Annotated in this window: 6 protein-coding genes, 5 pseudogenes and 1 other annotated feature; of the genes and pseudogenes, 6 read left to right on the plus strand and 5 right to left on the minus strand. The window is 63.2% G+C overall.

What is annotated here, in order from left to right:
* Nucleotides 1-163 precede the first annotated feature (163 nt).
* Nucleotides 164-1,062 (plus strand): annotated as a pseudogene (locus tag F0311_RS07470) (IS5 family transposase).
* A 429-nt stretch (nt 1,063-1,491) separates the two neighbouring features.
* Complete coding sequence (locus F0311_RS07475) at nt 1,492-1,890, plus strand: VOC family protein (RefSeq protein WP_150461325.1); 399 nt, start codon at nt 1,492-1,494, stop codon at nt 1,888-1,890.
* On the opposite strand, the gene F0311_RS07480 is transcribed toward F0311_RS07475, so the two are convergent.
* The gene (locus tag F0311_RS07480; RefSeq protein ID WP_150461326.1) at nt 1,883-2,191 is read right to left on the minus strand and encodes an alpha/beta fold hydrolase; all 309 of its coding nucleotides are present in this window, start codon (nt 2,189-2,191) and stop codon (nt 1,883-1,885) included. The genes F0311_RS07475 and F0311_RS07480 overlap by 8 nt on opposite strands.
* Before the next feature lie 247 nt (nt 2,192-2,438).
* On the opposite strand from F0311_RS07480, the pseudogene F0311_RS19195 reads away from it, so the two are divergent.
* The 4 pseudogenes from F0311_RS19195 to F0311_RS07500 form a co-directional block, all read left to right on the plus strand.
* Nucleotides 2,439-2,561, plus strand: a pseudogene (locus F0311_RS19195) (hypothetical protein); the annotation flags it as partial.
* 24 nt (nt 2,562-2,585) lie between these two features.
* Nucleotides 2,586-3,334, plus strand: a pseudogene (locus F0311_RS19010) (IS3 family transposase); the annotation flags it as partial.
* Nucleotides 2,660-2,791: a sequence feature (AL1L pseudoknot), on the plus strand. (Overlaps the previous pseudogene by 132 nt.)
* A gap of 52 nt (nt 3,335-3,386) precedes the next feature.
* Nucleotides 3,387-4,263: pseudogene (locus F0311_RS07495) on the plus strand (transposase); the annotation flags it as partial.
* Nucleotides 4,264-4,313: 50 nt separating this feature from the next.
* Nucleotides 4,314-5,561, plus strand: a pseudogene (locus tag F0311_RS07500) (IS3 family transposase).
* A gap of 411 nt (nt 5,562-5,972) precedes the next feature.
* Here the strand turns inward: F0311_RS07500 and F0311_RS07505 are convergent.
* The 4 genes from F0311_RS07505 to F0311_RS07520 all read right to left on the minus strand — a co-directional run bounded on the left by F0311_RS07505 (nt 5,973) and on the right by F0311_RS07520 (nt 11,993).
* On the minus strand, nt 5,973-8,387 hold the full coding sequence (locus tag F0311_RS07505; RefSeq protein ID WP_191089803.1) for an ATP-binding cassette domain-containing protein: 2,415 nt from the start codon (nt 8,385-8,387) through the stop codon (nt 5,973-5,975).
* 25 nt (nt 8,388-8,412) lie between these two features.
* Nucleotides 8,413-9,708, minus strand: a complete 1,296-nt coding sequence (locus tag F0311_RS07510) for a Y-family DNA polymerase (protein ID WP_223881201.1) — start codon at nt 9,706-9,708, stop codon at nt 8,413-8,415.
* Entirely contained in the window at nt 9,687-10,118 is a 432-nt protein-coding gene (locus F0311_RS07515) for a LexA family protein (protein WP_396897425.1), read from the minus strand. The genes F0311_RS07510 and F0311_RS07515 overlap by 22 nt, the downstream gene beginning before the upstream one ends.
* Before the next feature lie 69 nt (nt 10,119-10,187).
* Complete coding sequence (locus tag F0311_RS07520; RefSeq protein ID WP_150461330.1) at nt 10,188-11,993, minus strand: L-lactate permease; 1,806 nt, start codon at nt 11,991-11,993, stop codon at nt 10,188-10,190.
* Nucleotides 11,994-12,252 lie beyond the last annotated feature (259 nt).

The following is a 12,252-nucleotide window of genomic DNA, read 5'->3' on the forward strand; positions in this document are numbered from 1 at the left end:
GATCCCTAGCAGGGCACCCCGGATAGGTGGCCGAGCGTGTCTTGAGTCACGACCGGAATGAAGCGACCAACTCCCATCCTCGCCAGCCAGTCCCAGACCAGCTACCTCAAGACTCACAGCGTGTCTGAGAAATATGTGAGGGGTGGGCTGGGAGCCTGGAGGCATGACTCGGTTCCAGGTTCTCTCTGATGCTCAATGGGAGCTGATCGACGATCAGCTGCCAAAACCCACCGGCCTCAAGGGTCGCCCGTTTGCTGATGCTCGCACCGTGGTCGAAGGCATCATCTACAGGTATCGATGCGGCATCGCCTGGCGGGACCTGCCCGAGGTCTTCGGCCCGTGGCAGACGGTATGGACCTGGCACCGCCGCCTCTCTGCTGACGGAACCTGGGAGAAGATCCTGGCGAAACTGACCGCCGCCGCTGATGCTGAAGGACTCATCGACTGGAAGGTCTCAGTGGACTCCACCGCCGCTCGTGCCCACCAGCACGCCACCACCATCACCCGCGACACAGGGGGCTTCATCGAATTGCACGAATCCTGGTCACGAGCCCCCTGATCACGCCGTAGGCCGCTCCCGCGGCGGCCTGACCTCCAAGGTGTACCAGCTGGTCGAGGGCCACGGACTGCCCTTGGTCACGATCGTCTCACCCGGCCAGGCCAACGACGCTCCGGTGCTGATTCCGCTGGTGGAACAGATCAGAGTCCCGCGCATCGGGCCAGGACGAGCACGCACACGCCCCGAGGAACTGCTGGGCGATAAGGCCTACTCATCGAAGGCTATCCGGAAGTACCTGCGTAACCGGGCGATCACCGCGACCATCGCTGAGCCTGATGACCAGAAGCGCCACCGGGCCAACCGAGGACAGCGCAGCGGCAGGCCCCCGAAATTCGATGCCCAGAGCTACAAGGGCCGCAACATCGTCGAACGCGGCTTCTGCCACCTGAAGCAATGGCGAGGTATCGCCACCCGCTACGACAACCTCGCCACCATCTTCCGAGCCGCGGCCCTACATGCACGGCGTCATCGCCTGGACCAAGCATTTATCAGACATGCTCTAGCTTGGAGGCAGCTTCGTAACATTCCGAGCCCAGTTCCGAGAACGAGTTCAGACCGCTTCCGAGAACAACCCGCCCCGTCGAAGTCCTGCCCATGCCGGACACTGGGCGGCATGATTTCACTTCGATGCGATTTTTGCTGGAGCAACAGTGTGGATGCCCCCAGGTGCAGTTGTGTCGAGATTCGCTACTCGCGGTGGTGAGGATCCGCGGCTACCTTTGGGTGAGTATGAGCCTGACTTCGCGGGGCTGGGAGCACTTTGAGTAGAACAAGCTGTACCAGCACGTGCTGGTGGACATGGAGGGGATTGCTGCGGTGGCGTTTGGAATCTTCGTTGACAGCATGGAGCGGCACTCTCCGTTGATTCCTTGGAGTGGCACGATTTCAAGGCGCTGCAGTCCCTCTCTGGTCAGCTCTGGCAGAATCGAAGAATGCGCTGGAATCCCTTGGTCCCCGAGATGCTGGTTCGTGACTTCTCCGTGAGTATGGGTTTCTATGTGCAGGGGGTTGGATTCTCGATCGTGTTCACCCGAGATTCGCCGCGATTCGCTTACCTTGACTTAGCGGGAGCCCAGCTCATGATTGAAGAGGATCATGACCGGGCTTGGGTTGTGGGGTCCCTCCTTGCCCCTCGTGGTCGTGGGCTGAACGTTCAGATCGAAGTGCCCAATGTGTATGCAGTACGAGAACGCCTTACCTCTCAGGGGTTCGAGCCGTTCCGAGATATACACCAGAGTTGGTATGACACCGCAGAGGGCCGGGAAGGACAGTACGAGTATCTTGTCCAAGACCCTGATGGTTATCTGATACGCCTGGTGGAAATCATCTGATCTTGCCGTCCACGTCGCCCAGAAAACTGTTGATGGCCTCGTTGAATGTTGCTGGCTGTTCAAGGTTTGGGTAGTGGGCCGTGTTCTCGACGCTTACTAGGTGCCCCTCTGGCACAGAGGTGGTCAGCTCGCGGACCATTCGCAGGTGGTCGGCGGCATCGAGGCTGCCCGCGATGCCAAGAACGGGAAGGTCAAGGCTAGAGAGCCTCTGCCAGGTCTCGGTGACCGGAACAGCAGGAGTCGGAAGGACGGGGCCTTCCGGCCCCATGATGTGGGTGAAGAGAGTTTCGGGAGAAGCCAATCACTTAAGGCTCACGGTGTGCTGCCCCGTCGGTTGCTGAAGGCTAGGTCTGCGCCGTCTTCACCCTGGTCATGCAGGTCCGAGTCTCGGTGGATACCGAGCTTGAGTGCAACGTTCCGAGAGGGGTGGTGAATCGGCCTGGGTTTGCCGGAGGGCATGATCTAACAAGGAGAATGTGATCATGCCGGCACCGAGGAAATATGACCCTGAGACCCAGGAGCGAGCGGTTCGGATGTATACCGACCGGATGGCCGAAGGTGATGTCTCCCAGCTCAAGGCCCGCACCGAGGTCGGAGAGCTTCTGGGGATCAATCCTGCGACGTTGCGCAACTGGATCCGCCGCGAGCTGGGCGAAGCCGGGACCCGGCCGGCCAGCGCCGATGGGGAGTCGTTGGAGGCTCAAAACGCTAAATTGCGGGCTGAGAACGCTCGTCTGCAACGTGCCAATGAGATCCTCAAGACCGCTTCGGCGTTTTTCGCCTCGGCGGAGCTCGACCGCAAACTCGGGTCTTGATCGACTACATCGCTAGTCACCAGGACCGGTTCGGGGTCGAGCCGATCATCACCGTGCTGAGTCAACACGGCATCCAGATCGCCCCGTCCACCTACTACGCCTATGCAGCCCGTGGCTTCGGGCCCACCGAGGCCGAACTGGCTGACGCCTATGAAGCCAACGCATTGTTCGACCGGTGGGCCAAGAACCGTCGGCTCTACGGGCGCCGCAAACTGTGGAAGACCGCCAAGCGTGCCGGGATCGACATCGGCCGCGATCGATGCGAACGGTTAATGAGACTGGCCGGGATCGACGGGGTGCGGCGCGGCAAACGCCGAGTGCGGACCACCAAGTCCGACCGTTCCGCACCCCGTCACCCCGACCACGTCAACCGCCGCTGGGGCTTGCCCAGGCGCCCCGATCAGTGGTGGGTGGCGGATTTCTCCTACGTCTGGACGACTGCGGGGTTCTGCTATGTCTCGTTCATCACCGACGTGTACTCACGCAGGATCCTGGGCTGGAGAGTCTCGACGTCGAAGGCGACACCGCTAGTGCTCAGCGCCTTGGAGCAGGCACTGTTCACCCGCAGGCGGGCGAATGTGGAGTTCACCTCCACCGGCTTGCTGCACCACTCCGATGCGGGCAGTCAAGGCGGATTCAATTGGTCGTCGCAACACCTCTCAATCGTGGAGGTGTTCAACGATGGTTACGGTGGATTGGAGCAAAAAGACCAGCGATGTGCCCGAAAGCACGCGTCGGCAGTGGCGTGCGGATCGGGCCCTGCGCCCGGCGATGCGTTCGCCCGGGCGGCCTGATCCATCGCGGGTAGTGCAGCGGCAGTTCTGGGGTCTGATCGCGACGGGCATCACCTCAGCCGAAGCAGCGCTGAAGGTGGGCGTGTCCGTCCCGGTCGGGACCCGCTGGTTTCGCCACGCTGGCGGGATGCCACCGATCTCACTGGCCGCGCCCACCGGCCGCTATCTGTCCTTCGAGGAGCGCGAGGAGATCGCGCTCCTGCGCGCGAAGCAGGTCAGCGTGCGCGAGATCGGTCGCAGGATCGGACGCGACCCCGGGACGATCTCTCGCGAGCAACGCCGCAACGCGCAGCGGGAAGCAGGAGTATCGGGCGTTGGTGGCGCAGTGGAAAGCACAGCAGGCGGCGAAGCGCCCGAAGCTGGCGAAGCTCGCGACCAACGACAGGCTGCGTGACTACGTCCAAGAACGTCTCGAGGGGTCGGTGACCCGCGCTGATGGCGCCGTCGTTGCTGGGCCGGTGACGACGGACTGGAAAGGTCGTAACAAGCCGCACCGGGCCGATCGCCGGTGGGCGACGGCGTGGAGTCCGGAGCAGATCTCGCACCGTCTGAAGGTCGACTTCCCGGATAATGAGTCCATGCGCATCAGCCATAAGGCGATCTACCAGTCGATGTTCATCCAGGGGCGTGGTGCTCTCAAGCGTGAGCTCGTCACCTGCCTGCGAACAGGCCGCGCACTCCGCCAGCCGAGGGCTCGAGCGCAGAACCGGCCGCAAGGGCATGTCACCGCAGATGTCGTGTTCTCCCAGCGCCCCGCGGAGGCTGAACCGTACTGGGTGTTGTTCCGTCCTACCCGTTCAAGGAGGATTGAACTATGACCACCCATCAGAAGCCTTACCCTGCTGAGTTTCAGGACCGGGCGCTGCGGATGATGGAAGACCACCGCCGCATCGAGAGTTCATCAATCTGGGGTGCTGCCCAGGCTGTCGGTGAGAAGCTTGGAGTCTCTGCCCACACGCTGAATAACTGGTTCAAACAGGCTCGTCGTGATGCCGGTGAGGCGTCCGGGCTGAGCACCGATGAGATCGAAGAGCTACGCCGGCTGCGCAGAGAAAACAAAGAACTCAAGAGGGCCAATGAGATTCTGAAATCTGCCTCGGCGTTTTTCGCCAAGGAGCTCGACCGCCCCACGACGAGATGATCCGCTACATCGATACGCACAGGGATCGTTTCTTAGGTCGAGCCCATCTGCCGGGTGCTTCACCAGACAGAGTGTGGGTTCATCACCTCCCGCGGCTACCGGGCAGCCAAAGCACGCGTCCGTAGTGCTCGGGCGTTGAAGGATGATCTGCTCATCCCCGAGATTCAGCGGATCTATGCCCAGAATTACAGTGTCTACGGGGTGCGGAAGATGTGGCATGCCCTACGCCGTGAAGGCTGGGAGATCGGCCGTGATCAGGTGTATCGGTTGATGCGCAAAGCCGGGATCACAGGAGCTGTACGGGGAAGGAAACCACGCACCACGGTGCCGGCCCCGGTGCCGGATCATCGCCCTGACCTCGTGGAACGTCACGTCAAAGCCCCCGCACCAGGGGTGCTGTGGGTAGCCGACATCACCTATGTCAGAACATCGGCAGGGTTCGTCTACACCGCTTTCGTCATCGATGCCTACTCCCGCAGGATCGTGGGCTGGGCGACCCGGGCCTCGATGACCACCGAGGCCCTGTCGTTAGAAGCTTTGGAGCACGCCTTGGCCACCGCCAGACGGCAGAAAGAGACCGATTTGATCCATCATTCGGACCGCGGAGGTCAATATGTCGCTGTGGCCTACACCGAGAAACTCGCCGATCACGGTATCCGGCCCTCTGTTGGCAGCGTGGGCGATTCCTACGACAACTCCCTGGCCGAGACCGTCAACGGGTTGTACAAGACCGAGCTGATCTACTCCCAGGCCTCATGGCGATCCCTGACCGAAGTCGAGTTCGCCACGATGAACTGGGTCCACTGGTGGAACACCACCAGGCTGCATGAACATCTGGGCCACCAGACACCCGCCGAAGTTGAAGCGGCATACTATGAACACCAGCGGGACGAGACTCCCACACCCATACAGCGGAACTAAACCCAGTACGGTTCACCCTGGAGTCTCTGTACAAGACCCTGGCGTAGTAGCCTCCGCCGCTGTCCTCCTTGACGTTGACGGCGCCGTGGGTTCCTGGTCTCAGTGGTTGGCGGGGCACGATCTCTCCTTGCAGCTCTCGAAGTTCGCCCTACGGGCTGGGGTGAGAGTGTCCGGCGGAGAGACCTTCTGAGGTCACCGGTTCCCGATGAAAGGTGGGAATAAAGTGGGACGAGGCCCTTCTGCCTGCCCTGTCCCCCTTATCCGGGCAGCCCTGCATCCCTGTCATGACAAGGATGTAGGACCCCCGAAACGGGTGACGCCTGCGGAAGCAGTGAGGAGGGCCTCTGCACGCGTCAGCGCTTCCCATCGCGCAGTTCTTATTAGAACACGTCTTCTAACAAAGTGCAACGCTCAGTGCTCACCCTGATGGCGGCGGCTCAGGTGCAGCCCGGTCAGTGAGCCCTTTGCGCTTAGGAGATCCGCCGGTGTGCCGGAGAAGACCACCTCTCCGCCGTCGTGCCCCGCCCCGGGACCGACGTCGATGATCCAGTCAGCCCGGGAGATCACATCCAGGTTGTGCTCAATGACGATCACCGTCCGCCCGGAGTCAACGATCTTCTCCAGCATGCCGATCAGCCGTTCGGTATCGGCCATATGCAGGGCCGCGCTGGGCTCGTCCAGGACGATCACCTCGGCATCGGAGCCGATCTCAATGGCCAGCTTGATGCGCTGGCGCTCACCGCCGGAGAGGGTGCTCAGCGGCTGGCCCAAGGTCAGGTAGCCCAGGCCTACGTCGGAGAGCCGGGTGAGGATCTTCTGGGCTGCGGGCAGTCGAGCCGATCCGGCGCCGTCGTTTGCGCTGCCGCTGAAGAACTCCAGGGCCTCCTCCACCGGCATGGCCAGCACCTCGGCGATGTTCCTCCCGCCCAGGGTGTACTCCAGCACCGAGGCCTGGAACCGGCGGCCCTCACACTCTTCACACACGGTGGAGACTCCCGAGACGATCCCCAGGTCCTGGTAGATCACTCCGGCCCCGCCGCAGTTGGGACAGGCGCCCTCCGAGTTGGCGCTGAACAGAGCGGGCTTCACACCGTTGGCCTTGGCGAAGGCTTTGCGGACCGGCTCCAGCAGACCGGTGTAGGTGGCCGGGTTGGAGCGCCGCGAGCCGCGGATCGGCGCCTGGTCCACAGCCACCAGGCCCTCCCGTCCAGCCAGTGATCCGTGGATCAGGGAGCTCTTGCCGGATCCGGCCACCCCGGTGACGGCGACCAGCACACCAGTGGGCACGTCCAGGTCCACATTCTTCAGGTTATGGGTGGCCGCACCCCGGATCTCCAGGGGGCCGGCGGGCTCTCGCGGGGTCTGCTTCAGCGGCTGCCGGGATTCCAGGTGCTCGCCGGTCAGGGTGCCCGAGGCGCGCAGTCCGCTGAAGTCCCCGGTGTAGACCACCTGGCCGCCGTGGCTGCCGGCCCCCGGGCCCATGTCGACGATATGGTCGGCCACCGCCATGACCTCGGGGTTGTGCTCCACCACCAGCACGGTGTTCCCCTTATCGCGCAGCTTGAGCAGCAGCTCGTTCATCCGGTCCACATCGTGCGGATGCAGGCCCACGGTCGGCTCGTCGAAGACATAGGTCACATCGGTCAGTGAGGAGCCCAAGTGGCGGATCATTTTGACCCGCTGCGCCTCGCCCCCGGAGAGTGTGCCGGAGGAGCGCTCCAGGGAGAGGTAGCCCAGGCCGATACGCACAAAATTCTGCAGGGTCTCCGCGATGGCGGACAACAGCGGATCGGCGCCTTTGAGCTCCTCGTCGGAGGTGTCCAGCCCGGCGCTCCACTCCAGCAGATCGCTGATCTGCATAGCGCAGAGCTCGGCGATGTTCTTCCCGGCCACCCTAGAGGACAGGGTGAGCTGGGAGAGCCGTGTTCCGCCGCAGTCGGGACAGTCGGTGAAGGTCACGGCCCGGTCCACGAAGACCCGGATATGCGGCTGCATCGCATCGCGGTCCTTGGACAGGAAGGACTTCTGCACCGAGGGGACCAATCCCTGGAAGGTCATGTTGACCCCGCCGATCTTCACTTTGCCCGGCTCCCGGTGGAAGAGATCCTGCCGTTCCTGCTCGGTGTAGTCCCTGACCGGCTTATCCGGGTCGAAGAACCCGGACTCGCTGTAGAACCGCACCGACCAGCCGCCCACTTTGTAGCCGGGAACCGTGATCGCACCCTCGTTCAGCGATTTGGACTCATCCACCAGCTGGTTCAGATCGATGTCGTTGATCTGACCGCGCCCCTCGCAGCGGATGCACATGCCTCCGGTGACGCTGAAGCCCGCGGGCTCCCGGGTTCCGTCAGCCTTAGTCAGCGTCCCGGCCCCGGAGGCCGAGGCCACATTGAAGGAGTAGGCCTGCGGTGAGCCGATCTGCGGCTGTGCAAAGCGGCTGAAGAGGATCCGCAGCATCGCGTTGACATCAGTCACCGTGCCGACCGTGGAGCGTGGATTCGGGGTCATCCGCTCCTGGTCAATGATGATTGCGGCGGTCAGGCCGGTCAGCACCTCCACCTCGGGGCGGGCCATAGCGGGCATGAAACCCTGGATGAACGCATCGTAGGTCTCGTTGATCAGCCGCCGGGACTCTGCTGCCACGGTGCCGAAGACCAGGGAGGATTTGCCCGAACCAGAGACTCCGGTGAAGACAGTGAGCCTGCGCTTGGGAATATTGACATCGACGCCGCGCAGATTGTTCTCAGCCGCGCCGCGCACGGTGATGAACTCATGGGCTGCGCTGGAGGAGGCAGGGGCGCTGGATGTGGTGCTGCTGGTAGTCACCCGAATATCGTACAACGTACGCCATTCAGGTGGCGTGGACCGTGAGCATCTCCTCCCAGCGGGTGGTGTAGCGCGGGCTCATCATCTCCCGGCGCATCTCCCACTCGGCGGGCATCCGGAGTCCGCCGCGGCCCAGGCCGATGGAGTCCGTCCCGACCTTATTCCGCACCTGGTGCAGCAGCGGCCCCAGGCTGTGTTCCTGCTGCGGATCGCTCAGCACATCCAGGGTGGGCTGGACGCCGGCGGGGGAGAGGTCGGTCAGTGTGATCCCCGCCTTGGTGTAGCGGGTGCCCGCCGTGATCTTCGGCAGCAGCGCCTTGGCCGCCCGCGAGAGGACCACCGGGTCATTGCTCGGAGCTGGCAGGGACAGCGTCACCGAGGGTGACTCGAATGCCTTGCTGCTGTGCCAGGAGGTCATCGCCCAGGCGGTCAGCGTCCGAGCCTCACTGGCGCGGGTGTTCAGCCGGGTGCAGGCACGCTGGGCATAGCTGGTCAGCACCTGTTCCATGACCTCACAGGTGGTCACCGGCGAGGAGAAGGACCGGCTGAACACCAAGGAATCGTGAAACTCCCGCGCATCCTCCAGCTCTATGCAGGACTGACCGCGCAGCTCCAACAGGCTGCGCATCACCGGGACCCCGAGTCGCCGGCGGATCATCGGCGGATCAGCGTCCCGCAACTGCCCAGCAGTGTCTATCCCCATTGCGGCCAGCTTATTGGCCGTGCGGGACCCGATGCCCCAGATCTGCTGCACCGGGAGTCGGGCGAGCACCTGCTCACGGTAGTCCCCGGCGAGCCCTTCCCACACACAGACCCCGTTCATCTCTGCCAGCTTCTTGGCAGCAAGGTTTGCCAGCTTGGCCAGCGTCTTAGTTTGCCCGAGACCGATCCCCACCGGGAGCCCCAGGCGTTCGGCGATTTCCTGTCGCAGGCCCTGGGCCCAGGTGCTGGCCTGGCCGGGGGAGCTGCTGATGCTGGCGAAGGCCTCGTCGATGCTGTACTTCTCCACCTGGGCAGAGTGCTCCCCGATGATCTGTAGGAACCGGTGACTCATATCCCCGTAGAGCTCATAGTTGCTGGACCGGGCCAGAAGGCCCATCTGCCCGGCAGCAGGAGCCAGTTTGAACCATGGAGCCCCCACAGTGATGCCGAGCTGCTTGGCCTCCGGGCTCATCGCCACCGCGCAGCCGTCGTTATTCGACAGCACCACCACTGGCTTCCCAGCCAGAGTGGGATCGAAGGCGCGCTCACAGCTGGCGTAGAAGCTGTTGACATCGACCAGAGCGACCAGGTGCTGAGTCATCGCAGACTGTGCAGACACATATAGGCCACACCCCAGATGGTCAGCTCAGAGAGCTCTGGAACAGGGATATCCGGATAGTCCGGGTTGGCGGCCTCCAGCAGGACTCCAGAGCTGGTAAGCCGCAGCCGTTTGACCGTGAACTGCCCGTCCAATACAGCCACCACCACATCACCGTCCCGTGGTCGGGTGCCTTTGCGGATGAGCAGATGGTCACCGTTGCTGATCCCCGCCCCGGTCATCGAGTCTCCACTGACCCGGGCAATGAAGGTGGCCGGCGGGTCATGGATCAGATGTTCCTGGAGGTTGATGCTCTCATGCACAAAGTCCAGGGCAGGGGAGGGGAACCCGGCAGGCACCGCCTCAGGGGTGGCCGGCAGCTGCACCGGTGGCCCCGGCCACGCCACAGTGGTCAGCTCGGAAACTCTCACCCACCCAGTATGAATCGAACACAGTTACGAAAGCAAGAGGTGGGCAGGCGGCGTCGTGCTTTCCTGTTCTCAGTTCTGTGCGGGCAGCCGGACTGCTCCGGACTCTCCGCGCCGGACGGCCCAGTAGCCCAGGGCCAGCAGTCCGGTGATGAGCAGAATGAGAGTTCCGGTGCCGAAGTTCAGGCCGAAACCATGGATGGCCAGGAAGGTCGCAGAACCGGCGGCGACACAGTAGTACAAGGTGATCCATACGGTCTTGCGGATGATGTCGCCCTCCCGATTGAACAGGCCGACTGTGGCTGAGGCAGCAACGATGTTGTGGATAGCGATCGGGTTGCCGCCGGCGCCGCCAACAGCACCTGCGGCGACAACGGTCTCAGGGCTGGCCCCGATGGTGTTCGCCGTGGACCACTGGAACTGGGTGAAGGTCAGATTGGCCAGCGTGTTTGACCCGGCTACAAATGCCCCCAGCGCTCCGATGAACGGGGCGAAGAACGGCCAGGTGTCCCCAGCGATATTCGCCACACCCTGGGCGAGTACCACCGGCATGGACTCCAGGCCAGACTCATTGGCCCCGGACTGAATGAGCACACGGACCATCGGCACGGCGAAGAGCAGGGCCACCGCAGTGGCGGCGATCTGCTTGCCCGAGACCTTCCATGTGGTGGCGATCTGCTTACCGTTCATCCGGTAGATCAGGTAACCCACCGCTGAGGTGAGGATCAGGATGAACCCGGGGGAGTAGAAGAGGTCCACATCGGCGTTGATGCCCTCCACGCCCAGGATGTCGGTGAAGGCCAGCCGGGTGCGGCCCGGGGAGGTGAGGAACTCAGTGAGCGGATCGACCAACCGGGTTATCACCAGGATCGCGGCCAGCAGCACGTAGGGGGACCAGGCGCGCACCAGGGTCATCTTGGGCGCCTCGCTGGTCTCCTTGACCTCGCCGGGGGCGATGCGGCCCATCCAGCGCTCCTCCCAGGCAGCGCGCGGGCCGAAGTCGAAGGTCTCCTTAGGCATCAGGAAGCCCTTGGAAGAGGTGAGCATCACGATGGTCAGGCCGACCAGGCCGCCGATCAGCGAGGGGAACTCCGGGCCCAACAGGTAGGCCACGGTCACCGAGGGGATGGTCATGGCCAGCGAAGCGTAGATGGCGAAGGGCCAGACCTTCAGGCCCAGGGCGAAATTGCGTTTCTCGCCGAAGAGACCGGTGAGCAGGCAGACCAGGATCAGCGGGATCAGGATGCCCACCGCCATATGGATCAGCGCGGTCTGGAAGCCGATATGCGCTACATACTCTGAGTAGCTCATGCCCAGTTCCCCGATGCGTTCAGAGACACCCGGGGATGTCTCGCCCAGGCCATTGCCTACGCCTACCACCATCGGGGTGCCGACAGCGCCGAAGCTCACCGGGGTGGACTGAATGATCAGCCCCACAGTCACCGCAGCCATGGCGGGGAAGCCCATGGCCAGCAGCAGCGGAGCTACCACGGCCGCCGGAGTGCCGAAGCCGGAGGCGCCCTCAATGAAGCTGCCGAAGAGCCAGCCGATGATGATCGCCTGGATGCGCCGGTCGGGGGAGATGTGATTGAAGCCGGCTTTGATGCGGTCCATGGCCCCGGAGACGGTGACCGTGGAGAGCAGCAGGAGGGCTCCGAAGACAATGTAGAGCAGGGTTCCGGCCACAATCAGGCCCTCCAAGGAGGCTGCGGCCAGAGCTGTGGGCTGCATCTCCCAGGCTGCCCAGGCGATCACCAGGGCGGAGACATAGCTGAGCGGCATGGCGTATTTGGCCGGCCATCGGAAGCCGGCCAGCAGAATGCCGGCCACAAGGATCGGAGCAATGGCCAAAAGGCTCAGAACTGCCAAGTTATCCACGCTGATAACCACCTTTCGCGATGTGCGCTCCCCATCGAGCTCTTTAAAGAATGGTGATTCTTATCACAATTAATGAAGTGTGGCACATCACGTCGTCAGGTGACAGAGCGAGTCCGCCATGCGGACCGGAGATCAGCGGCTTATGCGGCCGAAGAGGGAGGCGATGGGTGCGATCAGTACTGCGCGGGTGGCTAGGGCTGCGGCGATGATCACTGCTAGGGAGAGGGTGAAGAGGAAGAACCCGGTCCAGTTGGTGGTC

The organism is Nesterenkonia ebinurensis, from assembly GCF_008711175.1.
Taxonomy (GTDB): domain Bacteria; phylum Actinomycetota; class Actinomycetes; order Actinomycetales; family Micrococcaceae; genus Nesterenkonia; species Nesterenkonia ebinurensis.

Excerpts from the sequence above, each read along its gene's own strand:
- F0311_RS07475 (WP_150461325.1), top strand. The coding sequence starts at position 1,492 with ATGCGCTGGAATCCCTTGGTCCCCGAGATGCTGGTTCGTGACTTCTCC.